The sequence below is a fragment of the Pleomorphomonas diazotrophica genome, assembly GCF_002844595.1.
GTDB lineage: Bacteria > Pseudomonadota > Alphaproteobacteria > Rhizobiales > Pleomorphomonadaceae > Pleomorphomonas > Pleomorphomonas diazotrophica.
On record NZ_PJNW01000014.1, the window covers coordinates 184,564 to 210,090 of the forward strand.

A 25,527-nucleotide genomic window follows, 5' to 3' on the forward strand; every position below is an offset into this window, starting at 1 on the left:
TTTTTGCGGACGTGAGCCGACCCGATGCGCGTTTATTTTGACAGGTAGGCTTCATCTTGCCTGCTCCTGGGGGCGGCAAATGCCGGGAAGTGCGATAGCGTTGGCGCTTTGTTTACCATCTTCAGGGATGATCTCGGTGAACAGACGGTTACCGGAGCGTTCCATGTCCCCAAGGCTCGTTCGTTCGGCTCTTCTGGCGACTGCGCTGGTCGGATCTGCCGCTACAGTCTTCGCGCCCGCCACCAGTCGCGCCGAAGACATGGTCAAGGTCGAGCTCGATCAGGCTCGGATCTATCGCCTCGCCGCGCCGGCGAGCACCATCGTGATCGGCAACCCGGCGATTGCCGACGCGACGCTGCAGGATGCTCAGACGCTGATCGTCACCGGGCGAGCCTATGGCCAGACCAATCTGATCGTCCTCGACGAGCAGGGCGAGACCATTACCGACGTTCAGCTGGCCGTTCTGGCGGCGACGGAGAACCTCGTCACGGTCTACAAGGGGGCGAAACGGCAGTCGTTGAGCTGTCTGCCGGAGTGTCAGCCCGCCGCCGTGCCTGGTGACGATTCCACGCATTTCAGCGGTATCTTCGGGCAGGTCGCCCAGCACAACGGCTCAGGCAGCGGCAGTCCGGCCACCGCTTCGACTGGTGCGGGCGGTGGCACGTCCGCAGCCCCGGTGCCGGCGCCGCCGAACAGCCAATAGTTCATGTTCGGTTACACCGCTTGGTAAGGTGTTTGCGGCACACTCCGCCTTTGCGAGCGATCTCGCAGCGGGAGAAGCCATTGCGCCCGATCTGGTCTTTCCGCCGTTCCAGCCAGGCCGTGGTGGCCGGCGACGAAGCGCAGCCGCGCGCGCGGCTCCTTGCCGACCGCCGTGGCGCGGTGGCCATGGAATTTGCCATCGTCTCGATTCCATTCTTCCTGCTGCTCTTCGCCATTCTCGAAATGGCTCTGATGTTTTTCGTCGGCCAGGTGCTCGACACAGCCACCGTCTCTGCGTCTCGACTGATCCGAACGGGCGAGGCCAAGGCCCAGTCGCTCAGCCAGGATCAGTTCAAGACCAAGATCTGCGAGGGCATGGTCAATCTCGTCGATTGCGGGACGAGGCTTTATGTCGACGTGCAGTCTTACTCGAGTTTTACCGCCTACGCGCCGACGAGCCCGCTCGACAAGGACGGCAAGATCTCCTCAACGAGATATACAAACGGCAACAAGAGCGAGATCATTGTCGTTCGCGCCTTTTACGCTTGGCCGATCCTGTTCGATTTTCTCGCCCGCAGCACGACGAGGTTGGCGAGCGGTGATCAGTTGCTGGGCGCTGTCGTCGCTTTTCAGACGGAGCCCTTCCCATGGTAGTGCGGTTCCGGTCGTTGGCGGCCCGTTTCAGCCGGCTTGCGCGCCGTTTCGCGGTGGAGCGCCGCGGCGTGTCGGCGGTGGAGTTCGCCCTGATCCTGCCGCTGATGCTGGTGATCTATGCCGGGTGTGGCGAGGTGACCACGGCGCTCATTGTCGACCGCAAGGTGAGCCGTGCCGCCAGCACCATTTCCGATCTCGTGGCTCAGCAGACCTCCGTCAGCGCGGCGACCATGACCAACATATTCGACGCGACGGCGGCCATTCTCGAACCCTATGACGTCGCGGCAGTGAAGGTGGTGCTGGTCGTCGTCGATGTCACCTCTTCAGGACAGAAGGTCGCATGGTCCAAGGCGCGCAACGACACGGCTGCGACGCCCAATGTCGCCCCGCCGACCGGACTTGCGGTGCCGACTACCATAGCCTCGGTTGGCGACGAGATCGTGGTCGGCCGGGTGACCTATGCCTATACGTCGCCCTTCGCCAATGTCATGAAGAGCATTACCGGCGGTACGGTCTACAACCTCAAGCACGTGTTCTATCTGAAGCCCCGCCAGGGAACGACCATTGCCTTCACAGGCTAACCGCCGTTGCGGGCACCAAAAGGCGAATGAGCGAGACGCGGCGGTTAACGAGCCGGCAAGACGGAGCTGATAGAATCGGCAAGAAAGTGCGGTCTGACGCCCTTCTCCGAGAGAGCATGCTCCGTGGCATCTGCGGCCTTCCACATTTCCACGATCCTGAGGCCGTCGGTACTGGCGTTCGGTGCCGTGCTCGCCGCCCTTCTGACGATCACCAGTCTTGTTCGCGATCGCGATGACCAGCATTACCTGGAGCGGCGATACGCGGACGTCGGCAAGATCCTGTCGGCGGCAATCGATCCCCGCTTCCAAAACAAGGCCGACGAGATCACCCGCGTTGCCGAGCGCCTGGTGGTGATCGGCGCCATTCGCGGCGGAGGCCTCTACGATGGCTCCGGGCATGAACAGCAGGTGTTCGGAGAGCGCATCGAGACAAGCTTCAATGCGGTGATGCGAACCGGGCGCACGGTGTTCCGGCCTGCAGGCAGCAGCAAGGCCGACTTCTATTATCCGCCGGAGGCGTCGCTGACGCCATTCCACATCTTTTTGCGGGTGGACGTTGGAGAGATCACCAGCCTGGAGACGGTTCGCGACGAACGGGCGGTTGCCATCGCGTTTGGAGGCGGGGCCGCGGCAGCGGTGATCACCGAGTTCGTCATGATGATGATGGTATGGTGGCCATTGCGCCGGGTGCGGGCGGGTGTGGAGGCCATGCTGCACGATCCCGCCTCGGCCGATCGCGGCCAACCGCTCAAGGCGTGGGGTGGCGAGGTCGGCAAACTGACCTTTGCCTTTGAATGCCTGCGCTCGATGCTGGCCGACGTCTGGCGGACGCGTGTCATGGTGGCAGACACCATCATCGAGTCCTCGCCTTTCGCGGTTCTGCAGATCAACACCGACGGCCATCCCTTCTTTGCCAACCCGTCCTGCGCCCGTCTGTTCGGCCGCGACATTCTCAGAACCAATGAAGTGTCGCCGCTGATGTTCCGGGACGTGACGAGCGGCGCGCGCCTCGGCCTGAAGGCCTATGTGGAAACCAACAAGAGCGGCATTCGCCCCGTGGAGTTTCCGACGCCGAACGGTCCGAAGCAGGCCTTGATGGCTTCGCTGGTGCTCGGCTCGGAAACGCGAGCGCCCGTCAATGTTCTGGTCGGCGTCGACATCAGCGCGATCTACGGGGCGCGCATCGCGGCCGAAGCGGCGCTCAAGTCCGGCATGGACGAGGTGGCTCGATCTACCACGCGGACCTTTGAGTACAAGCAGATGCTGGAGGCCTGCCTCGCATTGATGGGCGGCGGCAAGAAAGGCCACGAGCACGTGCAGGTCGCCGCCTTCGCGCGTGAATGGATCGACACCGCCGTCGAAGCCGGCGCCGTGCAGCTCTCGGAAGTGGGGGGCGAGGATCCGGAAGTGTCCGGCGGCACGGACAATCTGCGCGCCGTGGTGCGGTTTGCCGCCTTCGCCGCCTATACTCAGCTGGGCACCTTGCCGATCGACATGAAGGTCGAAGTCAAGGGCATCGACTTCGAGACGGCCGGCCTTCAGATACAGGCGCGCGCCGCCGCCGGCGCCAAGGGGCCCTGCGTCGCCGACACCAATCTGGCGCTTGCCGCTCTCAAGGCCAGCATCGCCCGCGTCGATGGCCAGCTCTCGGAGGTGGAAAAGGACGAGAACGGCACCGTCTTCGTGCGGGTCATCCTGCGCGGTGCGGCCGAGCGCGTGCACACGGCCATGAAGTCGAAGACCGCCGAATGATCCTCAGGATGCGTCCTGAAGCTTGATATCCAAGCCAAGTGGCAGAACACGAGCTTGCCTTCACCCGGACCGGATCATTGGTTCAGGATCAGCCGGCCGTTTTCGATGGAGAAGGCCTTGAGGCGACCGAGGAAGCTCATGCCCAGCAGGTTGGTGCCGAGCTGGTCGTCCGAGAGAACGAAGGCGTCGACATCGGTCACCCGGATGTTGCCGATCTCGACCTCGCCGAGACGAACGCGGGCCGCCTCGGCGACGCCGCCGGCCGTCGACACCCTTGCCGTATAGTCCCCGGGCAGAACGATCAGGCCGGCTGCGCGGGCATCGGAGGCGCGCAGGGCCACCAGCGTGGCGCCGGTATCGGCCAGCATGGACAGCGGCCGACCGTTGACGCGGCCGGTCAGCACAAAATGGCCTCGGCCGTCGGCGGCAATCTCGGCTCTGCCAAACGCGACGGCCTTTGGCTTGGCGGCTGGCGCCGGCGCCTCCTTGGCGGCCGGCAGATCGGCAAGCCGCTGCAGCTCGGGGGCGAAGAAGCCGATCACCACCGTTGCAGCCAGTACCCATCCGACAAGACGGAGCATCGCGCCCTCCGAGCGGCCCGAACGGCCGCTTCGGCAGGTTAGGTGCCGGCGGTTCCCAAAGCCTTAAGCCCCGGCGAGGCTCGCCTTGGCCAGCGCGGTCCACACGGCGGCGCCCGGCGCGATGGCCTCGTCGGCGAAGTCGTAGGCCGGGTGATGGAGGCCGGCCGACGGGCCATTGCCCATGAAGAAATAGGCGCCCGGCACCTCTTCAAGATAGAAGGAGAAATCCTCTGCAGCCATCATCGGCGCCGCGGCGCGGTCGATGACATCGCTGCCGAACAGCTCTTCGACGACGTCTCCGACCCGAGCCGCCGCCACCGCATGGTTGACTGTCACCGGGTAGCCGCGTTCGTAGGTGAAGCTCACCTCGGCGCCGAAAGCGGCGGCCACCGCGCTGGCGACACGATCGACGGACGCTTCCAGTTCGCCGCGGACCTTTCCGTCCAGCGCGCGGACGGTGCCTGACAGCCGGGCAGTTTGCGGGATGACGTTGTCGGTGTTGCCGGCATGGAACGTCGTGACCGAGACGACGCCCGAGGCGAGCGGATCGGTGTTGCGTGCGATGATCGACTGGAGAGCGGTGATCATTTGGGCGCCGACGAGAATGGGGTCGATCGTCTCATGCGGGCGGGCCGCGTGACCGCCGCGGCCAAGAATGTCGATGTAGAAGCGATCGGTGGAAGCCATGATGGCGCCGGGCCGCACGGCGAAGCGTCCCACCGGCAGGCCCGGCAGGTTGTGAATGCCGTAGATCTCGTCGACCGGGAAGCGCTTGAACAGACCGTCGTCGATCATCGCCCGAGCGCCGGCTCCGCCTTCTTCCGCCGGCTGGAAGACGAAGACGACCGTGCCGACGAAATCGCGATCGGCGGCAAGACAGCGGGCAGCGGCAAGCAGCGTCGCCGTGTGGCCGTCATGGCCGCAGGCGTGCATGGCGCCGGGCTTCTCGGAGGCCCAGGGCGCGCCGGTAATCTCCTCGATGGGCAAGGCGTCCATGTCGGCGCGGAGCGCCACGGCACGGTTGCCCGGTCGGCCCCGAAGCACGCCGACGACGCCGCTGCCGCCGATGCCGGTCGTCACCTCGTCGAGGCCGAAGGCGCTGAGCTTCTGCGCCACGAAGGCGGAGGTCTCGTCGAGGGCATAGAGCAGTTCGGGACGGCGATGCAGATCGCGGCGCCAGAGCACGGCTTCCCCGGCGATGGCGGCGATCTCTTCAAGGGCGGGCAAGGGCTGACCTCTCTACGGACAATTGCGGAGGAGGTTCAGCCTAGCATGCCGGCAACGACGAAGGCGAGAGCCAATCGCCCGCGGCGGATGATCCCTGAGTTTGCCGAAATTTAACCATCCGTTCGTGTTCTTGGTGGCAAATCCAACCGCCGATCGTCAGCCGATCGAGCCATCATGGAGATTCCCCGTGTTCGGACGCGCCTTCGCCTTTTTGCCGCTTTGCGCGGCGCTTGCTCTTGCCGCCTGTCAGAGCGCGCCGCCACCGCCGCCCAAGCCAACCTTCTATGAAGATCTTGCCTCGCCGATGGCGCGCGTCGATGAGAACAAGGCGCTGTCCATGCTCAACCAGTATCGCGCCCAGTCGGGGATCGCGCCGTTGACGCTCGATCCGCGCCTCAGCCGCATCGCCGAGGATTACGCGAAGAAGATGGCGGCGGCCGACAAGATGGGCCACGACGTCGACGGCCACTCGCTGCTCGGCACCCGGCTCAAGGGCTACGGCTATCCCTTCTCCAATGCCGGTGAGAACGTGGCGGCCGGTTACCACACGCTGGCCGAGGCCTTTTCGGGCTGGCGGCAGTCGCCGCCCCACGACCGCGGCATGAAAGATCCCGAGATGACGCTGATGGGCATCGCCACGGCCTATAACCCGAACTCCAAATACAAGGTGTTCTGGTGCCTGATCTTCGCCCATCCTCCGGTGGTCACTGCCGACGGTACGCTGATGGGCGCCGGTGGCGCAGCGTCTGCAACGGTTCTGACGATCAGATAAGCGAACAGGTGCCGCCCGGCTCAGGCTTCGGCGGCGCCGTCTCCCCTGCCGGAAAAGGCAACGGTGAGCGCCGCATAGAGTTCGCGCGGCGTAAAAGGCTTGCGCAACGTCGCCGTGGCCCGCAGGTCGGCCGGCATGCGAGCCGAGGCGCTGATCATGACGACCGGCGGCAACCCGCCGGAAAAGCGGGTTTCGAGTGCGTCCAGCACGTCGGTGGCCGTCTCGGCGCGTAGCGTCCAGTCAACGATCACCACATCCGGGCGGCAGGTGGCGACGACGGCCTGCGCCTCCGCGCTGCCCCCCGCCTCGAACACGTCCACCTCGAAGGATTCGAGGATGCTCGATATCAGCATGCGGGCGATCGGGCTGTCGTCGATGACGAGGGCGACCGGGCGAACCTCGCCGGCGGTCGCATTGCCGTCTTCAACGGCGGCCGTATGAGCAGAGGCGCGGCGACCGAGGAGATGGCCCAGAAGGCGGCGGCCGCCGATGATCGCCTGAGCGCCGCCGGAGGAGGCGGACGGAGAGGCGGAAGGCGGTCGCATGGGCATGATCGGGTTCCTGGCTAGTGATTTGTCAACAATATGCGCCGGACCTTTCCGGCTTGTTAAGCGGGGCGCTTAGCCTGCAAAGCTCTTCAAGGAGCCATCTTTTTCCGATCGCCCGTTGACGGCGAGGCGCCGGCCGCTATAGTCCGCCTCCGCTGCCCCAGTGGCGAAATGGTAGACGCGGCAGACTCAAAATCTGTTGTTCGCGAGAACGTGCTGGTTCGAGTCCGGCCTGGGGCACCAATGATCTCCTTTGAGATCAATAAGATAGCGTGTTTTCAACGGGTTAGCCTTCCTCCTGCTACAGCAAACTGCTACAGTCAGGACATGGAAGACGTGACTACATACCCTTGGTTAGCCCTTCGAGGCCGAAAGTTTTACCTCCGCGCACCGGTCCCTCAGGACATCCGTGAGACATTCGGCAAGGCCGAAATCACTAAGTCGCTACGAACAAGCGATCGGAAGGAGGCAATCGCAAGGCTGTGGAAAGAGGCGGCCATCGTCCAGGCCACCTTTGAAAGCCACCGGAGGGCGCTCGCCCGGCTTCATCAGCCACCGTTGGCCGAACTCACGGATGCCCAGATCAAAGCCATCGGGGATGCCTATTACGCCAACCTGCTCGAAGAGGACGAGTCAGTCAGGCTGGAGGGGTTTGAAGGCCGCGACTTTGACGAGGACGCTGGCTGGCTAGATGTGCTGGATGGCGTCAATCGTCAGGAGTTTGCTCGCGGCCAACTCTCGGTGTTCATGACCGATGAAGCTGAAGACGCTCTGGCGTCCGATCCGTTCAACCTCAGGCTCGCAGATAACTCCCCCAGTTGGCCGAAACTTATTCGTGCGATCTACGCGGCTACCATTGAGGCCGCCAAAGCGAGGCGACTGCGTAACGCTGGGGACGTGATCGAGACGCCAAAGCCCCCCTCAACACCCGCCGCCGCTAGCTCTAAGCCAACGCTTGATGAAGCGAAGGATTTCTACATCAAGGAGAAGATCACAGGGAATGAGTTTGCCCGGCGTAAACGGGTGGTCCGCATCGACGCAATGATGAAGAACATCGAGAAGGCGCTCGGGACTATTCCCGCTTTGCCGGATTGGACCGTAGATGACGCCTACAAGGTCCGCGATTATCTCCTGACGAAGCCTAAAGCCAACGGCAAAAGCACCTTGAGCCCCGCCTCAGTCCGAAGAGGCTTGAACGACATCAAGGGCGTTTTCTCCCTTTATAAACAGAAGAAAATGAGGGCGCTTGAAAACCCGTTCTCTGGCTTGGACCTTCCGGCAGCGTTGAGAGAAGCGATGTCCGATATGGAGGCAAGGCACCCCCTGCCTGAGGATGTGGTGGAAGCCACTCGGACCCTCATCTTAGAGCGCAGCGGACCGGATTTGAAGCTGATTTGGCGGCTCTTGCAGGGTACCGGGTGCCGGCTTGGCGAGGTTACCGGGCTCCGCGTAACTGACGTGGAGGTGACGGGGGGCACCCCGCACCTGAAGCTCATCCCCCATGAGATGAGGCGTCTGAAGAACGCGTCCTCCCGCCGCAATGTCCCCCTGGTTGGGGATGCCCTTGAGGCCGCTAAGGATGCCCTGAGGCGGGCGGGTAGTTCGGCCTACTTGTTCCCCCGCTATGCCACTGCAGCAGGCCCGAATTCGGCGTCTCAGTCGCTTATGAAGTGGCTACGGCAGGTCTCCAGCGACCCGCTCCACACAGTGCACTCTCTCCGGCATAACATGGCCGATTGGTGCGACTTGGCCGGCGTAAATCCAAACGAGAAGGCGGCCATCCTGGGTCATATGAAGCCGGGGGCGAGTGAGAAGCACTATGGATCGGAGGCCGTGCGATTGATCCAAACGGCGAAGGCAATGGACATGGTGCGCCGCATGTTGGCCGAGGCCTCGTTGAAGGCGGCGATGTAGACCAGTTCGGAACTACAGCGCCGTGCGGCCGGTGAAGCCCATCGCAAGGAGCGTAAAGCCGTCGCCATCCATCTTGAAGGCGCCGACGAGGTGCATTCCGGCCGACTTTGACTGGGGCTTCAATGGCCCAAAAATTGGATGCAATCGAGCTATCGGCAGAAAGCACTGCTTCAACGTCACTTTTGACACGGCAGTGGCATTGCTCGAAAGAGGCCGCCCCGTCGAGCATCTTGTTTGGGCTTAAGCGTTTGAAAACATAGACCCTGATATCTTGTGCGCAACGGTCATGCATGTCTGATCTGGCCACAGAGATGGATTATGAAAGTCAAACTTCCGCAGCCGGTCGCTACAATCTATCGTGCGGTGAGGGAGCTTGAGCTCAGATATCCCGGAAGGAAATTCACGCCCGACGGTCATTTGGTTGGCTCTATTGGCGAAGTGGTTGCTGCTGAAGCTCTCGGACTAACGCTTTATCCAGCTTCATACCCGGGGCACGACGCATACGACAAGAACGGGGATGTGCAAATCAAGTTGACCGGCGGGGGTGCTGTGTCTCTCTATTCTACCTGCGATAGGCTTGTAGTCCTTCGGATTGACACCAGTCGTAACGACGTAGCGGAGGCTGAGATTGTTTATGACGGACCGGGCGAGCCTGTTTGGAGTAGCGCCGGCAAGATGCAGAAGAACGGGCAGCGAAGCATTACTCTTGCTCGCTTAAGAAAGCTCGGAGTCCGGCGCCTAACTACGGACGACATAGAAGATCCAGACAACCACACTGCTAATAGCGGCCATACGGCGGGCTCTGCACTGGATCGCTTTCTTACGAGTGAACTCGAAGGTCAACATGGAGCGGCCCTCCTGGTACACGGCGAGGGTCGGGAACTAGCGCCAGCCGAAGCTCCCGAGGGCGCCGATCTCCATCAAGCAAAACCTGCACAATAAGGCGGGCGAGTGTCGATCAGGGCTCGAACGGCTTTCAGTCGGTCAACGCGGGTTTTTCACTGAGCGAAGGTTGCCCGCACGGTCTTTTCGGCCGTGGAGTGTAGACGATGATCTCGAAACCGAAGAAAGGGGGTGGCGGCTGCATAAACCGCCACCCTCTGGATTTCCCTCTAGCGCAAGGGGCTCCGAGCTTTGGTCCGGCGCTTCGGTCAAGGTACTCAGGATCAGCGCCACCGGCAAGAGCGGGGCGCAAAGATGGCCCGGCAGACCCGCAATCCAGTTCGGGTTGCTGAGTAAGTGGTCCCCTAGGGTTGCTCTTCCGCAGAGGATGACGGCATGGTCGAGCATCTTCCCCCGACTGAAGGTGCTGAATGTCAAGAATTGCCCCAGCTTTGTTGTTCGTCGCACTGACTACGGCCGCTCAAGCGTCTAGCGGAGACTGCAAAACCCAAGACGAGCTTGCCTACTATTGGGGGGAAGGCGCTCCAGAGACTATGGTGGTTCGCGAATGCAACGGAGAAGACCAGAGCAAAACCACTTCGGAAGACAGCGAGGGGGTGCGCCCAGGGCGTATGTGGAGACCCGGCGATCCTCTCGTTCAGGGCGGCGACGCCCCGGCGTCGATGTCCGCGTCGAGAGACCATAAGTACAGCACTCGCCAAGAAAGCCAGATACCTTATGAGGCAGTTTCGCCGAATAAGGCAAATCCCTAGGCCAGGAACGCTGGTGATAATTGCCAACGGAAGTGCTGGACAGCCGAGAAGCACTCATAGGTGGAGCGGTTGCGGCGGCTCGAACAGTGGGTCGGGTTGATCGATGAGAGCGCCAACAGAGCCAGCCAGGTAGTCAAGGATAAATCCGCAGCCACCACCTGTCAGCAGGTGCCGCGTGGAGGCATGCGCGTTCAATCCTGAAGAAATCCGGCCGGCCTTTTGGGCGGTTTCTAGGAGATTCCCCAAGCGGGGGCCGGCCCCAGTCGGCCGCTCGTTAGGCATCACGGATCGGCGCGGCCATTAGTGGCCCCATATGCATAGGCCGCCGGGGCCTAGGCACCCTGATATGGAGACCACTAAATGAATTCACTGGCCACTTTCGCCGCCCCTGTCGTCCGTACCGAAGGCAACCGGGTGTTCGCCACGAGCCGCGACGTTGCCGAGTATTTCGAGAAGCAGCACAAGGACGTAATGAGAGCTATCCGCAGTCTATTGAAGGCCGACCCCACCTTACGGCGCAATTTTGAGTGCACTGAGATTGAGAGTAGCGTTGGTTTTGGTAGGCGCAGGTTCCCAGCCTACGAGTTGGACCGCAAAGGCGTCACACTCCTTGCGATGGGCTTTACCGGCCGGAAGGCCCTAAGGTTGAAGCTGGCCTACATCGCGGCTTTCAACAAGGCCCTGGTGCAACTGAGGGACCACGAAGAGGTGTGGTCTGGTGTTGCCCCCTCCGTAACCCCCGATGACCCGGTTGTTGCTGCACGGGCTTGGGCGGATGAGTACGAGAAGGGAAGGCTTTCAGGCAAGCAGTCCAGGGCGGGTGAACGTCCGTCCACAAGTCTCAGCCGCCCAAAATCCTACGCCGAGCTCCTTCGGATGGCCGCTGACGAAGCCGAACGGGCGCAGTCTGCAAAGCAGGCTCTCGCCTACGCGACGTCCACCCGCTGACGCGTTGTCCACTCTTTCTGGTTGTAGGACGAAGCGGCTACATTAGTACCACATATGGTAAGAAAACGCCGGGCAACTGCCCAGGCGTCGATACCGTGAGCTGACTAGCTATCGGCTCTCTTTCTCCTGGTTCGTTCTTTTGGGTTTATGTGGATGGCGGGGGCTCTCAGGGCTCCCGTCAGACGCATCCGCATGCGCAATCGCGGACCTGTTCACGAACGCCAAGGAGACCCCAGAACCCAACGACAGGACACAGAATTCATGCTGACGATAAGTCAACTCAAAGGCCACCGCACCGCCCCTAGCACGGCAGGGGTGTTCCCGGAGGGCGCCGACACTAGCTTCCTCCCGTCTCCCCAACTCACCCACATGAGCCTTCAAGAGGCAATCAAGGAGCTTGAGAGAGTGGTAGAGGCCTCCAAGGGACTGGTGTCGGCATGGCCGAAGTTTGCGGAGAGGCCTGACAGGCTCCCGCTCGATGCCGTCCACACGCTCGAGAATGCCTTTCAGCCACGTGGTGAGAATGCGCTCGACAAGTCTCACGTCCAGGCCCTCAGGAAGGCGCTGAAGATTGATGGCGACCTGGACCCGGTCCTGGTTTGGCAGTGCGGGGCGGTGGTCTACCTCCTCGACGGCCATCACCGCCTCAGGGCGTACCGGGCCGATGCCACCGAGGACAGTAAGAAGAACGGCGCGAAGGCCACTCCAATCCACCTTCGCACCATCCCCGTGAAGTGGTTCGAGGGTAGCCCAAGAGAGGCCATTTCAGAGGGCTCGGAAGACGGCGCGAAGGTTCGGTTGAACATGACCGATGATCAGCGAACGGACCGAGCGTGGCGCCTCGTGTGCTCCGGGGAGTTCTCGATAAGCGTCACCGTAAAAGCGACGAAGGTCTCCCGGTCCACCATCATGCGGATGAAGGCCAAGCTGAAAGAGCTTCAGAAGGGCGAGGACAGGAGCCTCCCCAACACTTGGAGGGAAGCTCAGAGGGCCGGCATCGATACGTCAGGCTTGGACTGGGACGCTGAAGCTTGGAAGAAAGAGACCGTGCAGAAGATGATTAGGGGCATCGCACGGGAGGTGAAGCTCAGCACCCTAGTCAAGCAGCCTGAAATCTGGACCGAGTTTATTGAGGCGGCAGTGCCCCACCTAGCCGAAGAGATCGGCCGTGACCTCAACCCTTCAAGCCCCTTCGGCTCCCCGGAGAGGGCGGACGATGAAGAGGACGAGTTTGATGATGGTTGCCACCCAAACTTCTGACCCGAGCAGCCCGCCGTAGTGGCCCTTTAGGGCGGCCGGAGCGCTGTCCCTAGTGTCTCCACTAATAGCCGCTGTGACACCTCCCCAAGAACCGAGCGGCGCAGGGGGGTGCCACGGTACCCTCGATAAAAATAACAACCCAGAAGCATCCCGAGAACTCCCTCTCGGTTCAGTTGGTGTGACCCTCAGCCCACGGCGCATAGTCCCTCCACGGCCAGATGTGGACGGCATGGCTGGGCCTGAACGTCCCTGACGGGGGATCGGGTGGAATGGCGGGGACATAGCGGTGGCGGAAATCTCTGGCGAAAAAATCCGTGGGGGTACATCGAACTAAGCGGAACCCGAGTTCCCCCCGTGCCCCCTGCCGTGCCAAGCTGGGCGGATGATGCCGAGAGACACTCGAAAGGTCCGCCCGCTCCGTTCGAGGAGGTGGGCGCCACGTCGTCGCCGCTCGAGCCCAGCCGTGTTCGTTGGGGCGCTGACGCGGCTGTGGCTGCGGCCCTGTGGCCCCGCCTGGAACCCCTCCTACCGTCCTCTACGACCGATCAGGCCAACCAGTCCGGCCCCGTATAGCCACACCTTCGGCGACTGCGAGACGGCCTCTCAGGCCGCCTGTGTGGTCGATGGGGATATCTTCTGGCTGGAGGGGGTGAAGGTGCGGATAGCCGACATTGACACACCCGAGTTAAGTCCCTCGAGGTGTGACCGTGAGAAGGAGTTGGGCCTCAAGGCGAAGGCCCGGCTTCGTGAGTTGCTCAGCGCCGGCCCTTTCACACTGGTGCAGGGCTCAAGGGATGAAGATCGATACGGCCGGAAGCTTCGCATTGTCCGGACCGAGGGTGGAACGTCCATTGGCGCCACCCTCATTCAGGAAGGCTTAGCCCGCCTCTAGGATGGCTCCCGGCATCCGTGGTGCTCATGACCGCGTGTCCGCTGGGGTATAGGATAGCGGACAGACGGAAGAGGCCCCAAATGCCTGTCCGCTGGGATTGACTTCGGTCTACGGACATGCGTTCTAACGGACGAAATCTCAGCGGACAGGCTCCGGCCTGTTCCTCACTGTGTTCTAGGGTGCTCCATGTCCAAGGTCGTTCTCTATGCTCGCGTCTCTACCAAGGATCAGAACCTCTCCCTTCAGGAGGTCCAAGCCCGAGCGGCTGGCTTCGAGATAACGGACGTTGTGGCCGACCATGGCGTCTCCGGTGTCTCTACCAAGCTGGCAGAGCGGCCCAACGGGCGCCGTCTGTTCGATATGCTCCGGGCCGGGGACACTCTGGTTGTCCGCTGGGTGGACCGGCTTGGGAGGAACTACGAGGATGTGACGGATACCATGCGGGAGTTCATGCGTCGTGGCGTCATCATCAAGACCGTGATCAATGGCTTCACATTCGACGGTGCCACGAAGGACCCAATGCAAAGGGCTGTCAGGGACTCACTGATTGGCTTTATGGCGGCCATGGCTCAAGCCGAGGACGAGGTGAGGAAGGAAGCCAGAAGGGGCGCTATCGAGGCAGCTAAGGCGATTGAGGGGAAGTATCTCGGCAGGAAGCCTAGCTACAGCCGGGAGGGACTAACGACCGTCCTGGACATGCTCAGCCTGAATAAGGGGGCGTCCGAGATAGCCAAGGCGACAGGGCTTAGTCGTCAGGCTGTTTACAGGATCAAGGAAGACCCGGCCGGGGCTGAGAAGGCGCTGGTCGCATGGGGCTATTGACGGCGCATTGAAGATGACCATGCGTTTACTCCACTAAGGTTTTTTCAGCCTGTAATGAACCCCGGTTCTGTACGGAACAGTTGATCACCAGTGGAACAGGCTTGCCGCTTCCCGAGTGCTTGTTCAAAGGTGAGTGCATCGGAACCCCCAGAGCACAAGCTCTCGCGGAGTGAACTATGGCGGGCTTTGAGAGGTACCAGAAAGACATCTATCGCCTGGCGAACCAGGGCGGTGAATTGGTCATGGCAATACAACACCAGTTTCTTCCGGAGGCTGGGTTCAACGGACGTCTTTCAGACCAGGATTTGAGCAAGCTTCCAGACTTTGAGTTTGCATATCAACAGTGGTACTCAGAAGCTCTTGCGCTGATAACTCAGCTTCTTCCTGACAGGACGGAAGATTTCAAGAGCTATTATGCGGCCAAGGGGCCTAGGAAGGAAATAGTTGCCTCGAACTATACGATCAGCGACGCTCTCAGGGCAGTCACAATCGTATCTTACGGCGAGACTGTCGTTTCTCCAGCCTCCGCCATTCGGCCAATGCTTCAGCAGTACAGCATAATTTGTAGCCTTCTGAACCGCTTCCAGTCCACTCTTTACGACATCAAAACACTAGTCCATGCAGACTTGTTGGACGACGAACTACATGAGGCCGAAGAGCTGAATGCAAAGGGCTATCAGCGGGGCGCTGGTGCAATTGCAGGGGTTGTCCTCGAAGGCCATTTGAACGCGGTTTGTGAACGTCACGGGATTTCGCTCCGCAAGAAGGACCCGGCGATTTCAGACTTGAATGACGCACTGAAGACCGGCGGTGTGATCGAAACGGCTACATGGCGGTTCATCCAACACTTAGGTGACCTTAGAAATAAGTGCGATCATAAAAAGCAAACGGAGCCGACAAAGGATGAGGTGAACGAGCTGGTGGAGGGCGTACGCAAGATCACCAAAACGGTGCTGTAGGCATGCGCCCACCTGTCCCCTCAGGACCCGCAGGCCCGCAATACCGTATAGGGTTTACGGCAGTACGCGAGGGGGTATTGATTGGTCCGCTTCGAGCTGGGCGCCTAAATCGCGTTCCGTGACCCGACGAACGGCTTCAGCCACAATAAACTGCGAGCGCATGGCTAATGTCATTAGTTCACGACGCGACAGTCCGTGATCAGTGTAACGACTGGTGACATAGTTTGGAAATGACGCACACGCGGCGAGAAGCTGGGCGTCCGAACTTCTTGGGCGCTCGCTGACTAGGGTTTCGGCGGCTTCAACGAGATTGTGAGATAGCTTCCGCACCTGGGGGAGCGTCCAGCCTATACAAACAAGTGCCCCTTTCAACGCGAGTTCCGACGCTATGCACGCACTTTGCACGGCTGTGTCCAGGTCAAGCCTCCCCTGTAAAGTTCGGACCGTCGCGGCTAATGCGGAGCGTGCATTTGAAAATAATCTCGCCGCTTCTCCACGCTGATGGCTAATGTCGTCGATGCCATATGCTATATCTATTACATCACCGGCGCAATAAAGCGCTCCCCAGAACTGATCCCGTTCCAAATTATAGATTGTCTCAAGCTCTTCTGGTGGGATCTCAATGCACTTTATCGGCTCGATAGAGAATTGACCGAACCCAACGTCTACCCTGACGCTATACATCTGGTCACGGAATGCCACCCCTCCCTCGAATAAGGCAGGGACGCTGAAATCACCTGATGGATACAGTTGGCGATAAAATGTCATTAACGGCGACCAAATAGTGTTGTCGAAGAGCGGGCCAGAAATGTTGTTAGCCTTCATCCACGCTATGGCGACGTGGAAAGGCCGTTGGTGAAGTGTTAGCCCCGCCTCTGTTAGTTCACGATCCCGCTCCCGAGTGAACTCGAAGTCGATATCTGGCATATTCCGGCGCCCTTTTTCCAAGCGTAGCTCATTGTAACTGCTACGCCCGACTGCTACATTTGGCAATCGCTGGGGTGGGTCTAACCGATTGATTTGAATGGCATTGCAAGGCGCCCTTGGTTCCGGCCTGGGGCACCAATCTTCCATAACTTGCGTCTTTTCGGACCGTGCCGGGTACCGGTGGCTATTGTTGGACGGGAACGTGTCTCCTCCATGGCCTCTCGGCTTGTTTCTCTTTCGGACCCGACCTGATACATCGGACCTGCAACTCTCGATCGCTTCGCAGGCCAATGTCCGACATCGCGCTCAGCCAAACGCCCCTTATCCAGTTTCTTCGTGGCGCTCTCGATCGGCATTCGAGCGGCGTCATCTATCGCGATCTCGCGACGGCGCTCAGGCAGGCCATCACCGAAAATGTGCTGGGCACCGGCGATGTGCTGCCTGGCGAGCGCGACCTTGCGGAGGCAATCGACGTATCCCGCACCTCGGTGCGAAAGGCGATTGAGGCACTGGTCGGCGATGGCGTGCTGATTCGGCGCCACGGCGCCCGCACGGCCGTTGCCGAGCGCGTCGAAAAGCCGCTATCGGCGCTGACGTCCTTCTCCGAGGATATGCGCTCGCGCGGCATCGAGCCGGGCATGACCTGGATCAGCCGGGAAGTTGGCCCCGCCTCGCCGGCCGAAATCATGGCCTTGCACCTGTCGGTGGGTGCACGTGTCTGCCGCCTGAAGCGCCTCCGAACCGGTGATGGCATGCCAATGGCCATCGAGCATGCGGTGGTGCCGGCCGATGTGCTGGACGATCCGGACGTGGTCACCGGCTCGCTCTACGACGTGCTGGCCGAGCGGCATCGCCGGCCGGTCAGGGCTTTGCAACGCCTGCGCGCCGCCATCGCCGGAGCGGAAGACGGGCGCCTTCTCCATCTGGACGTTGGCGCGCCGCTGCTGGTCGCCGAGCGCCGTTGTTTCACGGCCGACGGCACACCTGTGGAGTTCACTCGCACCTATTACTGCGGCGAGCGCTATGACTTTCTGGTTGAGTTGCGTGCACAGGACTGAATGTGATCACTTTGATACCAGTTGAGCAAATTATAGGCCTTTAGTCCAGACTGGTTGCTAACTGGTCTCTACGCTGCTACCACTATCATCAGTGAACAGCAGCGAGGAAACCGTGTCCGACTGCCTCCAGCGCTTCGCCTCATCGCTTGTCGTCTCCTGTCAGCCGGTGCCGGAAGGGCCGCTCGACCATCCCGATCAGGTGGTCGGCTTCGCACTGGCAGCGTTGGCTTCGGGCGGGCGCGGTCTGCGCATCGAGGGTATCGCCAATCTCAAGGCGGTGAGGGCAGCGACAGACGCGCCGATCATCGGCCTCATCAAGCGCGACCTCGATGAATCCCCGGTGCGCATCACTCCCTTCCTTGATGACGTGACCGCGCTGGCCGACGCCGGTGCCGACATCATCGCGTTCGACGCGACCGATCGTGTCCGGCCGGTTGCCGTCGCCGATCTCTGCGCGGCCGTTCATTCTCGCGGCAAGCTCGCCATGGCCGACATTTCGACCATCGAGGAAGCGAGGGCGGCGGTGGCGCTTGGTGCCGATGTCGTCGGTACGACCATGTCCGGTTATACCGGTGGCCCCGAACCGTCCGATCCCGACTTTCCGCTGCTCACCGCTGCCGTGCGGCTCGGCCGGCCGGTGATCGCCGAGGGGCGCATCCGCGTGCCGGAACAGGCAGCCGAAGCGATCCGGCTCGGCGCTCATGGCGTCGTCGTCGGCTCGGCCATCACCCGCCCCGAGCACATCACGCGCTGGTTTGCCGATGCCATTGGTGCCGCCCGTGCGGCATCCGTCCAGCCGGCGCTGGCTTTCGATCTCGGAGGCACCAAGACGCTGGTCGCGCTGGTCGACGGCGACCACGTCGTCGAGACGCGCGAGCAAACCACTGACAGACACCTCGACCCTGACGACTGGTGCGATGCCATCGCCGAGTTGGCGGCTCCGTGGCAGGGGCGCTACGGCGCGGCGGGCGGCGCCGTCACGGGCGTCGTGCATGACGGCCGCTGGTCGGCTCTCAATCCTGGCACACTGCCGGTGTCGTCGAACTATCCGCTGGCGGACGCGCTCATGGAGCGCCTCGGCCGACCTGTGGTGCTGCATAATGACGCCCAGGCGGCCGCATGGGGCGAATATCGCTTCGGCGCAGGCGCCGGCCGGGATCTCCTGTTCGTCACCGTTTCCACGGGTATCGGTGGTGGCGCGGTGATTGGCGGGCGGTTGCTCACCGGTCGCGGTGGTGTTGCAGGCTCGGTCGGCCTTGTTCAGGAAACAACGGGCGTGCCGCTCGAAACGCTGGCGAGCGGGAGCTTTCTGGCCGACGCAGCCCTGGCACTTGGTCACGCGGTCGACGCGCCGGCAGTCTTTGCGGCCGCGGCGCGGGGCGAGGCCTGGGCGTCGGCGGTTCTCGACCGATCGATCGATGTGGTCGCCCGCCTCCTTCAGAACCTGCAACTGCTGTTCGATCCGGCCGTCATGATCGTTGGCGGTGGCGTCGGCCTCGCTGATGGCTACCGCGCGCGCCTCGAAGCGCGGCTGGCGCATCTGCCGCCACATCTGAAGCCCGAGATCCGCGCCGCGGCTCTCGGAAAAACCGCTGGCGTGATCGGCGCCGCCGACCTCGCTCGTCGCACATCATAAAATCCAAGGGGACACAAAATGACGCGACTGAAGACCCTTCTGACCAGCGCCGCCCTGTTCGCGACGCTTGGGATAACCGGAGCCATGGCCGAGGTGACGGTCCTTGGATGGCCGGGAGGACCGGAGGAAGCCGGCCTGCGCAAGGCGGCAGATGCCTATAACGCCACGGCCACTGATGCCGACAAGGTGAAGCTGATCTTCTTCAACCGCGACGGCTTCTTCGACAAGCTGGCCGCCGACCTCGCCGCCGGCTCGACAGACTTCGACGTCAATCTTCTCGCCACCTACGCGCTCGGTCGCTATGCGCCGTTCATGGATCCGATCAGCTTGCCGGACGCCTCCAAGACGACCTTCCCCGAGAAGGTGCTGGCGACCATGCAGTATGATGGGAAGCAGTATGGCATCCCGACCGACCTGTCGCTGCACTTCATGTACTATCGCAGCGATCTCATCGAGAAGCTGCTGTCCGATGCGGACTGGAAGGCCAAGTATGGCGAGATCTCCGAGAAGTATCTCGGCAAGAAGCTCGACCCCAAAGATCCGGACGCCTGGACCTGGGACGACTGGATGGCGACGGCGCTGTTCTTCACCAAATCGATCAACTCCGACAGTCCGACCCGCTACGGTACGGTTCTTCAGATGAAGAACCTCTTGTTCAACATGATGGTCTGGCAGTCGACGGCGCGTGCCCAGGGCGGCGACTGGATGAACGACAAGGGTGAGATCATCGTCGACAGCCCCGCCTATCGTACCGCGCTCGACATCTACAAGAAGCTCTACGACGAGGGCACGTCGCCGAAGGACTCGACCACCTACGAGTTCGCCGAGGCCAATGCCGCTTTCGGCGCCGGCCAGGCCGCCACGATGGTGCAGTGGAACGCCGCCTTCGGCGATCTCGACAACAAGGAAAAGACGCCCGCCGTCGCAGGCAAGATCGGCACCGTGGCGCCGCCTGCCGGGCCGGAAGGTCGTTTCACCCATATCCACGGCCTCGGCCTCGGCATCAACAAGGCGTCGAAGAACAAGGAAGGCGCCGTCAAGTTCCTCAACTGGCTCGGCACGGCCGACGCCATGGAGATCTATGCCAGGGCCGGCGGTTCGCCGGCGCTCAGCGATCCGGTGGTGGCCAAGGTCAGTGCCGAGCGGCCGGACCTCGTCAAGCTGGGCCAGTTTGCCGGCGCCTATGGTTTCGTCATGCACGGCGGCACGGCGGCCAAGGCGTTGCAGGTCTACGAGCTGCAGGCCAAGGAGTTCACCGCCTACTGGGCCGGCGACAAGTCGCTCGATGACGCGCTTGCTGCAGCGAAGGCCGGCATGGCCGAACTCCTGAAGCCGTGACGATCCGGACGGCGGCTGCCTGACCGTCGCTGTTCTGCCTGGCGGATTGCGGTAGATTAGTCGAGCCAGCAACGCCGCGCCGTCAGTCCCGCGCGCCGATCCCCCAGCCGGCGCGCGGGTGCCTTTTCCAACGCTGTCGATCTTCCCGAGGACGAGACCCGTATGCCGCGGACTTCACGTTTCGAGGGGCGTCTTCTGATCGCCCCGCTCACGGCTTTCCTGATCGCCCTCCTGGGGTTCCCACTCGTTCTTGACCTCATCTATTCGATCTCGCGCGTCGGCTTTGAGAATATCCGGACGCCGGAATTGGTTGGCTTCTCCAACTATGCCAAGGCGATGGCCGACCCCGAGTTCTGGGCCGCCGCCTGGTTCTCGTTGCGCTTCGGGTTGATCGTCGCGGTCATTCAGGTGGTGGCCGGTCTCGGTCTCGCGGTGTTCCTCGCGCCGCTGTTTGCTAGGCGACCCTGGCTGATCGCCTTGCTCATGCTGCCGATGATGGTGGCGCCGGCGCTGGTCGGCCTGATGTACCGGCTGATCCTGCACGAGTTCGTCGGTGCGGTGCCTTACTACCTCCTCGAGTGGTACGGCGATTTTCCCGCTTTCCTTGGCCGCGACTGGGCGTTCACGACGCTGGTGACCGTCGAGACGCTGCAATGGACGCCGTTCGCGCTCTTGATCCTGCATTCGTCCTACGCGGCGATCTCGCCCGATGTTCGCGAGGCGGCGGCGCTGGACGGAGCGCGCGGCCGCCGGCTGTTTCTCAACATTGACCTGCCGCTGATGCTGCCGGCGATCGGCATCACCTTCTTCATCCGCTTCATCGACAGCTTCCGGGTGTTCGACAATCTCTACACCCTGGTGGGGCCGGGCGCTGGAGGCTCCACCACCTCGATGAGCATCTACATCTATCAGGCCTTCTTCAAGGTCGGGGATATCGGCCTTGCCGTGGCGGCGTCAATGCTGCTGCTCGCCGCGTCCTTCGTTGTGCTGTGGGTGATCAACGGGCTGACGGCCAGAAAGGCACCACTATGAGGAAGCCGTTCGTCGACACCCTGCGCTGGCTGGCGTTCATCGCCGCCGTCGCCATCCTGAACTTCCCGGTGATCGCCACGCTGGTGACCTCGCTGAAGAGCGAGGCGGAGATCATGACCAATGCCTCGCTGATGATCGAGGCGCCGACGCTCGGCAACTATGCGGCCGTCTTCGCCATGGCCGACCGGTTCGACATCCTGCACTTCCTGACGAACAGCCTCGTCGCCTCGCTGATCGGCTCGGTGCTGGCCATTGCGCTGGCCTTTCCGGCGGCCTATGCGATGGCGCGCTTCGGGGTGGGGCGCACCTGGCTGTTGCCGCTCGCCGTCAATCTCCGAGCGGTGCCGCTGATCATCTTCGCCATCCCCATCTACCTGATGTACCAGCAGGTCGGTCTGCTCGACACGCGCTTCGGCCTTGCCCTCATTCTCTGCCTCGTCAACGTGCCGCTGGTCCTGGTGCTGTTCGCCTCGTCCATTGCCGACCTGCCGCTGGAGATCGAGGAAGCGGGCCGCGTCGATGGTGCCGGTACGTTGCGCCTTCTCGTCTATGTGGTGGCGCCGATGTCGCTCAATGTCGTCGCAGCCTCGACGGTGCTGGCCTTCATCTACTCCTGGAACGAGTTCCTGTTCGGCCTGATGCTCACCACCAACAGCGCGACGCCGGTGTCGGTCGGCGCCTCGTTCTTCTTTGCCGCATCGGGCGGTGGCGTGCGCTGGGGCGTCGCCGCCGCCGTGATGATCCTCGCGACGCTACCGCCGCTCGTCCTCGGCCTCTTGATGTATCGCCAGATCGGCCGGTCGATGACCGCCGGCGCCGTCAAGGGCTGATCCCCACGCCTTATCGCCTCGAATGTTCGGGAAACGACCATGGCCGAGATTGAGTTCAAGTCCGTTGCCAAGTCCTTCGACAAGGTCGGCGTCATCGCCGGTCTCGACCTCAGGGTTCAGGACGGCGAGTTCATCGTGTTCGTCGGCCCGTCCGGCTGCGGCAAGTCGACCGCGCTCAGGATGATCGCCGGGCTTGAGGAGACGACCGCGGGCGATATCCAGATCGGTGGCCGCTCAGTGACCGGCCTTGCGCCATCGGACCGAAACGTCGCCATGGTGTTCCAGAGCTACGCGCTCTATCCGCACATGACGGTGGCGGGCAACATCGGTTTCCCGTTGAAGATGGCGGGTCGGCCGGCGGCCGAGATTGCGCTGCGGGTGAAGGAAGCGGCCGATGTTCTCGACCTCGGCCCCTATCTCGGCCGCCGTCCCGCCCAGTTATCCGGCGGACAGCGCCAGCGCGTCGCCCTGGGGCGGGCGATCGTGCGACACCCCGATGTCTTCCTGTTCGACGAGCCGCTCAGCAATCTCGACGCCGATCTTCGTGTCTCCATGCGTGGCGAGATCATGCGCCTGCGCGAGCGCATCCGGGCGACCATGATCTATGTGACGCACGACCAGACCGAAGCGATGACGATGGGCGACCGTATCGCCGTCTTCGCGCCGCTCAAGGACGGCCATGGCCGCAATCTCATGCAGGTCGGCAGGCCCGAGGAGCTTTACGAGCGGCCGGCCAACCTGTTCGTCGCCCGCTTTCTTGGCTCACCGAAGATGAACCTGATCGAGGTGGGAGAAGGGGAGATGCTCCCCTTTGGAACGATGGATCTGGGGCCTCGTCCGGACGGGCACCACGGCGCGCTGCTCCTCGGTGTCCGTCCGGAAGACATCCGCATCGCCGGGGCCGGTACTCCAGGCTTGGCCGGGCGCATACGGTTGGTCGAGGCGCTCGGAGCCGAATACTACGTCCATGTCGAGACCGAGGCGGGCGAGCTGATCGTTCGTGTCATGGACAAGCGCCTTCGGCCCGTGTCCGGCGAGGCCGTTGCCTTGCAGCCGGCGTCAACTGCCTTTCATCTGTTCGACAAGGCGACGGGCAGCCGGGTCGGCGGTTGAACGGCTAACCGATCCGGCCGACCGGTGCCGGCCGGCCGCGCACCATGCGCGTCAGGGTGTCCTCGCGCCAGAGATAGGCGTGGGCGAGTGCCATCACGATGTGGCCGGCGACGAGGACGAGCAATGTCCAGCCGAGCAGGCCATGCGCGGCATTGGCCGGCGCCATGAGCGCCGGGATGCGCTCGCCACTGCCAGCGAAAACCTCGATGCCGAAGACCGAGAGGCCGCGACCGCTGCCATAGGCGCGGACGACAGCCAGCGTGGGTATCGCCAGCATCAGCAGATAGAGAATGAGGTGCCCGAGGCGCGCCGCCGTGCCGAGAAGGCTGACGGCATAGACCGGCCGATTGCCGAGGTTGGCGAGAGCCCACAGCCCGCGAAGGACGACGGTGACCAACAGAAGGAAGCCGACCGACGAGTGCCAGGACCAGAAGAAACGGGCAACCGGCAGGTCCCGATCGACGGCATGCAGGATGGCTGAAAGGAACTGCCAGGCGAACAGCGCTGCCATCAGCCAATGGAATGCGCGGGTGATCGCGCCGTAGCCCTCGGGATGGTCGAAGAGCGTCGAATGATCCTTCGTCAAGGCAGGTCTCCTGTCGTCCGGCGGAGGATGTCGATTGATTAAGTGATTATGCGTAGGTATCCGACAATTGCCAGTCGGAATGCGGCAGAAAGCCGGCGGGTGATGGCGGTTGCATCTCAAAATCGCGTGAGCATGGCTCCGCCGATGAGGCGGATTGGGTCGGGCGAGACCCCAAGGTTGCCTCGCAAGAGACCTTCCTTTAAATTTCGGGGCAGATACGGGATCCGGCGCTATGGTGGGGCGCCACCGGATCTGACCGGTGGCGGAGGACATATGAAGCGCGTTTCCGATCTGAACCATCCCTTCTATCGCCCGCTTTGGCGGCGTGTCCTGCTGGTGGCGGTGACCGGCGCCTGGGCGACATACGAGAATTTCGTGGTCAAGGATCCGATGTGGATGGTGCTGACCGCCGGCATATTCGTCTATGCCGCCTGGGTGTTCCTGATCAAATGGGTCGACCCTGCAGACAAGCCGGCTGAAATCACCGGCCCTGTTGCTGACGAACCGTCGGTCACCTCCGAGAGCAACGAGGGCGTCGACCGGCGGTGACTTGCGGACTAAGCTAGGGGTTCCCACGTAGAGGGCGGCATTGCCGCCGCTGACAGGAGCCCGTCATGACCGTCGAAACCTTCCCCATCACCCGTAGCGACGAGGAATGGCGGCGGCTGCTCACGCCCGAGCAGTACCGCGTCATGCGCGGTCACGGCACCGAGGCGCCCGGCAGTTGTGCGTTGCTATATGAGAAGCGGCGCGGCGTGTTCCATTGCGCCGGCTGCGACACGCCGCTGTTCGCCTCGCATGACAAGTTCGAGAGCGGTACCGGCTGGCCGAGCTTCAACGAACCTGAGCCGGGTGCCGTCGAGACCTCGGTCGACCGCAGTCACTTCATGGTCCGCACCGAGGTGCATTGCGCCCATTGCGGCTCGCACCTCGGTCACGTGTTCGACGACGGGCCGCCGCCGAGCGGCCTGCGCTATTGCATCAACGGCGTGGCGCTGGTCTTCCGTCCGGAGTAACCATGGCGGCCATCGCGGGCCGCCAAGCTCATCATACCGAGATGCATTGAAAATGCTTCTTGGTATTCCGCTTGCCGATTTCTCATGCCGCTAGCGCAACCGAGAAATCGGCAATGGTCTCAATGAGTGGATGCTTCAGCATCTTCGCGAGATGCTATCAGGCGCTGGTCTTGGCGTTGGCGATCGCTGCCATGATCAGTTCAGCGGCTTCGTCGACGCCGCCCCAGCCGATCACCTTCACCCACTTGCCGGGCTCCAGATCCTTGTAGTGCTCGAAGAAGTGCTCGATCTGATGGACCGTGATCTCCGGCAAGTCCTGGATCGTCTTGATCTTGGAATAGCGGGTGGTCAGCTTGTTGGAGGGAACGGCGATGATCTTCTCGTCATGGCCGCTTTCGTCCTGCATCTTGAGAACGCCGATCGGTCGGCAGTTCATGATGGCGCCGGGAACGATGGCGCGGGTGTTGACCACCATCACGTCGATCGGATCGCCGTCGTCGGAAAGCGTATGCGGCACGAAGCCGTAGTTTCCGGGGTAATGCATCGCCGTGTAGAGGAAGCGATCGACGTACATGGCGCCGGCCGCCTTATCCATCTCATACTTGATCGGCTCGCCGCCGAGCGGAACTTCAATGATGACGTTGATGTCCTCGGGCGGGTTATTGCCGATGGGAACGGCGTCGATGCGCATGATTAATCCTTGAAAAGAAACAAAGTTGCGAGC

27 protein-coding genes and 1 tRNA gene are annotated in these 25,527 nt (G+C 62.3%); 21 read left to right on the forward strand and 7 right to left on the reverse strand.

The genetic code is table 11. The annotated features are described in order from the left end of the window. Nucleotides 1-163 precede the first annotated feature (163 nt). From CXZ10_RS16835 to CXZ10_RS16850, 4 genes are all read left to right on the forward strand, one after another. Entirely contained in the window at nucleotides 164-703 is a 540-nt protein-coding gene (locus CXZ10_RS16835; protein ID WP_180336044.1) for a pilus assembly protein N-terminal domain-containing protein, read from the forward strand. 80 nt (nucleotides 704-783) lie between these two features. Then, a complete protein-coding gene (locus CXZ10_RS16840) occupies nucleotides 784-1,356 on the forward strand; it encodes a TadE/TadG family type IV pilus assembly protein (RefSeq protein WP_101290516.1) in 573 nt (190 codons plus the stop codon). Then, nucleotides 1,350-1,937 carry a TadE/TadG family type IV pilus assembly protein gene (locus CXZ10_RS16845; RefSeq protein WP_101290517.1) on the forward strand — a complete coding sequence of 196 codons (588 nt, stop codon included), beginning with the start codon at nucleotides 1,350-1,352 and terminating at the stop codon, nucleotides 1,935-1,937. Before CXZ10_RS16840 ends, CXZ10_RS16845 begins: the two co-directional genes overlap by 7 nt. Nucleotides 1,938-2,060: 123 nt before the next feature. Beyond that, nucleotides 2,061-3,689 carry a PAS domain-containing protein gene (locus CXZ10_RS16850; protein ID WP_101290518.1) on the forward strand — a complete coding sequence of 543 codons (1,629 nt, stop codon included), beginning with the start codon at nucleotides 2,061-2,063 and terminating at the stop codon, nucleotides 3,687-3,689. A gap of 74 nt (nucleotides 3,690-3,763) precedes the next feature. Here the strand turns inward: CXZ10_RS16850 and CXZ10_RS16855 are convergent, their stop codons facing one another. Both CXZ10_RS16855 and CXZ10_RS16860 read right to left on the reverse strand, forming a co-directional pair. Continuing rightward, on the reverse strand, nucleotides 3,764-4,270 hold the full coding sequence (locus CXZ10_RS16855) for a TIGR02281 family clan AA aspartic protease (protein WP_101290519.1): 507 nt from the start codon (nucleotides 4,268-4,270) through the stop codon (nucleotides 3,764-3,766). A 63-nt stretch (nucleotides 4,271-4,333) separates the two neighbouring features. Beyond that, nucleotides 4,334-5,497: an amidohydrolase gene (locus tag CXZ10_RS16860; protein WP_101290520.1), complete on the reverse strand. Its 1,164-nt coding sequence runs from the start codon at nucleotides 5,495-5,497 to the stop codon at nucleotides 4,334-4,336. A gap of 187 nt (nucleotides 5,498-5,684) precedes the next feature. Between CXZ10_RS16860 and CXZ10_RS16865 the strand changes: the two genes are divergently transcribed. Next, the gene (locus CXZ10_RS16865) at nucleotides 5,685-6,269 is read left to right on the forward strand and encodes a CAP domain-containing protein (RefSeq protein ID WP_244617127.1); all 585 of its coding nucleotides are present in this window, start codon (nucleotides 5,685-5,687) and stop codon (nucleotides 6,267-6,269) included. Between the two features lie 20 nt (nucleotides 6,270-6,289). Here CXZ10_RS16865 and CXZ10_RS16870 read toward each other — a convergent pair whose 3' ends face one another. Further along, nucleotides 6,290-6,820 carry a response regulator gene (locus CXZ10_RS16870; RefSeq protein ID WP_101290521.1) on the reverse strand — a complete coding sequence of 177 codons (531 nt, stop codon included), beginning with the start codon at nucleotides 6,818-6,820 and terminating at the stop codon, nucleotides 6,290-6,292. A 154-nt stretch (nucleotides 6,821-6,974) separates the two neighbouring features. Here CXZ10_RS16870 and CXZ10_RS16875 point away from each other — a divergent pair. Then, nucleotides 6,975-7,060: transfer RNA gene (locus tag CXZ10_RS16875), tRNA-Leu, on the forward strand. Continuing rightward, entirely contained in the window at nucleotides 7,061-8,731 is a 1,671-nt protein-coding gene (locus tag CXZ10_RS16880) for a DUF6538 domain-containing protein (RefSeq protein WP_101290522.1), read from the forward strand. Nucleotides 8,732-8,743: 12 nt separating this feature from the next. Here the strand turns inward: CXZ10_RS16880 and CXZ10_RS21855 are convergent, their stop codons facing one another. Beyond that, entirely contained in the window at nucleotides 8,744-8,854 is a 111-nt protein-coding gene (locus tag CXZ10_RS21855) for a Rha family transcriptional regulator (RefSeq protein ID WP_244617126.1), read from the reverse strand. Between the two features lie 195 nt (nucleotides 8,855-9,049). Here CXZ10_RS21855 and CXZ10_RS22005 point away from each other — a divergent pair, with 195 nt between their 5' ends. The 6 genes from CXZ10_RS22005 to CXZ10_RS16910 all read left to right on the forward strand — a co-directional run bounded on the left by CXZ10_RS22005 (nucleotide 9,050) and on the right by CXZ10_RS16910 (nucleotide 15,267). Then, nucleotides 9,050-9,673 carry a DUF6998 domain-containing protein gene (locus CXZ10_RS22005; RefSeq protein WP_425298919.1) on the forward strand — a complete coding sequence of 208 codons (624 nt, stop codon included), beginning with the start codon at nucleotides 9,050-9,052 and terminating at the stop codon, nucleotides 9,671-9,673. A gap of 1,073 nt (nucleotides 9,674-10,746) precedes the next feature. Continuing rightward, complete coding sequence (locus CXZ10_RS16890) at nucleotides 10,747-11,334, forward strand: Rha family transcriptional regulator (RefSeq protein WP_101290523.1); 588 nt, start codon at nucleotides 10,747-10,749, stop codon at nucleotides 11,332-11,334. 261 nt (nucleotides 11,335-11,595) lie between these two features. After that, entirely contained in the window at nucleotides 11,596-12,594 is a 999-nt protein-coding gene (locus CXZ10_RS16895) for a ParB N-terminal domain-containing protein (RefSeq protein WP_180336045.1), read from the forward strand. Nucleotides 12,595-12,979: 385 nt separating this feature from the next. Beyond that, nucleotides 12,980-13,486 (forward strand): thermonuclease family protein, encoded by a 507-nt coding sequence (locus CXZ10_RS22010; protein ID WP_180336054.1) that lies wholly within the window; start codon nucleotides 12,980-12,982, stop codon nucleotides 13,484-13,486. A 186-nt stretch (nucleotides 13,487-13,672) separates the two neighbouring features. Then, nucleotides 13,673-14,308, forward strand: a complete 636-nt coding sequence (locus CXZ10_RS16905; RefSeq protein ID WP_101290526.1) for a recombinase family protein — start codon at nucleotides 13,673-13,675, stop codon at nucleotides 14,306-14,308. 176 nt (nucleotides 14,309-14,484) lie between these two features. After that, nucleotides 14,485-15,267, forward strand: a complete 783-nt coding sequence (locus tag CXZ10_RS16910) for a hypothetical protein (protein ID WP_101290527.1) — start codon at nucleotides 14,485-14,487, stop codon at nucleotides 15,265-15,267. Nucleotides 15,268-15,321: 54 nt separating this feature from the next. On the opposite strand, the gene CXZ10_RS16915 is transcribed toward CXZ10_RS16910, so the two are convergent. Further along, on the reverse strand, nucleotides 15,322-16,194 hold the full coding sequence (locus tag CXZ10_RS16915) for a hypothetical protein (protein WP_101290528.1): 873 nt from the start codon (nucleotides 16,192-16,194) through the stop codon (nucleotides 15,322-15,324). A 290-nt stretch (nucleotides 16,195-16,484) separates the two neighbouring features. Between CXZ10_RS16915 and CXZ10_RS16920 the strand changes: the two genes are divergently transcribed. From CXZ10_RS16920 to CXZ10_RS16945, 6 genes are all read left to right on the forward strand, one after another. Continuing rightward, nucleotides 16,485-17,252: a GntR family transcriptional regulator gene (locus tag CXZ10_RS16920; protein ID WP_101290529.1), complete on the forward strand. Its 768-nt coding sequence runs from the start codon at nucleotides 16,485-16,487 to the stop codon at nucleotides 17,250-17,252. A 112-nt stretch (nucleotides 17,253-17,364) separates the two neighbouring features. Then, nucleotides 17,365-18,888, forward strand: coding sequence for a putative N-acetylmannosamine-6-phosphate 2-epimerase (locus CXZ10_RS16925; RefSeq protein ID WP_101290530.1), 1,524 nt, complete (start codon nucleotides 17,365-17,367; stop codon nucleotides 18,886-18,888). A gap of 18 nt (nucleotides 18,889-18,906) precedes the next feature. After that, nucleotides 18,907-20,226, forward strand: coding sequence for an ABC transporter substrate-binding protein (locus CXZ10_RS16930; protein ID WP_101290531.1), 1,320 nt, complete (start codon nucleotides 18,907-18,909; stop codon nucleotides 20,224-20,226). 162 nt (nucleotides 20,227-20,388) lie between these two features. Further along, nucleotides 20,389-21,258 (forward strand): carbohydrate ABC transporter permease, encoded by an 870-nt coding sequence (locus CXZ10_RS16935; RefSeq protein WP_101290532.1) that lies wholly within the window; start codon nucleotides 20,389-20,391, stop codon nucleotides 21,256-21,258. Continuing rightward, a complete protein-coding gene (locus CXZ10_RS16940; RefSeq protein ID WP_101290533.1) occupies nucleotides 21,255-22,088 on the forward strand; it encodes a carbohydrate ABC transporter permease in 834 nt (277 codons plus the stop codon). The genes CXZ10_RS16935 and CXZ10_RS16940 overlap by 4 nt, the downstream gene beginning before the upstream one ends. Nucleotides 22,089-22,127: 39 nt before the next feature. Beyond that, nucleotides 22,128-23,201, forward strand: coding sequence for an ABC transporter ATP-binding protein (locus CXZ10_RS16945; RefSeq protein ID WP_101290534.1), 1,074 nt, complete (start codon nucleotides 22,128-22,130; stop codon nucleotides 23,199-23,201). Nucleotides 23,202-23,205: 4 nt separating this feature from the next. Here the strand turns inward: CXZ10_RS16945 and CXZ10_RS21865 are convergent, their stop codons facing one another. Then, nucleotides 23,206-23,787: a cytochrome b gene (locus CXZ10_RS21865; RefSeq protein ID WP_280178917.1), complete on the reverse strand. Its 582-nt coding sequence runs from the start codon at nucleotides 23,785-23,787 to the stop codon at nucleotides 23,206-23,208. A gap of 273 nt (nucleotides 23,788-24,060) precedes the next feature. Between CXZ10_RS21865 and CXZ10_RS16955 the strand changes: the two genes are divergently transcribed. After that, a complete protein-coding gene (locus tag CXZ10_RS16955) occupies nucleotides 24,061-24,336 on the forward strand; it encodes a hypothetical protein (RefSeq protein ID WP_101290536.1) in 276 nt (91 codons plus the stop codon). Nucleotides 24,337-24,401: 65 nt separating this feature from the next. After that, nucleotides 24,402-24,803: a peptide-methionine (R)-S-oxide reductase MsrB gene (gene msrB / locus CXZ10_RS16960; RefSeq protein WP_101290537.1), complete on the forward strand. Its 402-nt coding sequence runs from the start codon at nucleotides 24,402-24,404 to the stop codon at nucleotides 24,801-24,803. Between the two features lie 157 nt (nucleotides 24,804-24,960). On the opposite strand, the gene ppa is transcribed toward msrB, so the two are convergent. After that, entirely contained in the window at nucleotides 24,961-25,494 is a 534-nt protein-coding gene (ppa, locus tag CXZ10_RS16965) for an inorganic diphosphatase (protein WP_101290538.1), read from the reverse strand. Nucleotides 25,495-25,527: the final 33 nt, after the last annotated feature.

Coding starts and splice junctions, on each gene's coding strand:
- CXZ10_RS16835 (WP_180336044.1), top strand. CDS start 164: ATGTCCCCAAGGCTCGTTCGTTCGGCTCTTCTGGCGACTGCGCTGGTC.
- CXZ10_RS16845 (WP_101290517.1), top strand. CDS start 1,350: ATGGTAGTGCGGTTCCGGTCGTTGGCGGCCCGTTTCAGCCGGCTTGCG.
- CXZ10_RS16855 (WP_101290519.1), bottom strand. CDS start 4,270: ATGCTCCGTCTTGTCGGATGGGTACTGGCTGCAACGGTGGTGATCGGC.
- CXZ10_RS16870 (WP_101290521.1), bottom strand. CDS start 6,820: ATGCCCATGCGACCGCCTTCCGCCTCTCCGTCCGCCTCCTCCGGCGGC.
- CXZ10_RS16880 (WP_101290522.1), top strand. CDS start 7,061: ATGATCTCCTTTGAGATCAATAAGATAGCGTGTTTTCAACGGGTTAGC.
- CXZ10_RS22005 (WP_425298919.1), top strand. CDS start 9,050: ATGAAAGTCAAACTTCCGCAGCCGGTCGCTACAATCTATCGTGCGGTG.
- CXZ10_RS16890 (WP_101290523.1), top strand. CDS start 10,747: ATGAATTCACTGGCCACTTTCGCCGCCCCTGTCGTCCGTACCGAAGGC.
- CXZ10_RS16895 (WP_180336045.1), top strand. CDS start 11,596: ATGCTGACGATAAGTCAACTCAAAGGCCACCGCACCGCCCCTAGCACG.
- CXZ10_RS22010 (WP_180336054.1), top strand. CDS start 12,980: ATGCCGAGAGACACTCGAAAGGTCCGCCCGCTCCGTTCGAGGAGGTGG.
- CXZ10_RS16905 (WP_101290526.1), top strand. CDS start 13,673: ATGTCCAAGGTCGTTCTCTATGCTCGCGTCTCTACCAAGGATCAGAAC.
- CXZ10_RS16910 (WP_101290527.1), top strand. CDS start 14,485: ATGGCGGGCTTTGAGAGGTACCAGAAAGACATCTATCGCCTGGCGAAC.
- CXZ10_RS16915 (WP_101290528.1), bottom strand. CDS start 16,194: ATGCCAGATATCGACTTCGAGTTCACTCGGGAGCGGGATCGTGAACTA.
- CXZ10_RS16920 (WP_101290529.1), top strand. CDS start 16,485: ATGTCCGACATCGCGCTCAGCCAAACGCCCCTTATCCAGTTTCTTCGT.
- CXZ10_RS16930 (WP_101290531.1), top strand. CDS start 18,907: ATGACGCGACTGAAGACCCTTCTGACCAGCGCCGCCCTGTTCGCGACG.
- CXZ10_RS16935 (WP_101290532.1), top strand. CDS start 20,389: ATGCCGCGGACTTCACGTTTCGAGGGGCGTCTTCTGATCGCCCCGCTC.
- CXZ10_RS16940 (WP_101290533.1), top strand. CDS start 21,255: ATGAGGAAGCCGTTCGTCGACACCCTGCGCTGGCTGGCGTTCATCGCC.
- CXZ10_RS16945 (WP_101290534.1), top strand. CDS start 22,128: ATGGCCGAGATTGAGTTCAAGTCCGTTGCCAAGTCCTTCGACAAGGTC.
- CXZ10_RS16955 (WP_101290536.1), top strand. CDS start 24,061: ATGAAGCGCGTTTCCGATCTGAACCATCCCTTCTATCGCCCGCTTTGG.
- msrB (WP_101290537.1), top strand. CDS start 24,402: ATGACCGTCGAAACCTTCCCCATCACCCGTAGCGACGAGGAATGGCGG.
- ppa (WP_101290538.1), bottom strand. CDS start 25,494: ATGCGCATCGACGCCGTTCCCATCGGCAATAACCCGCCCGAGGACATC.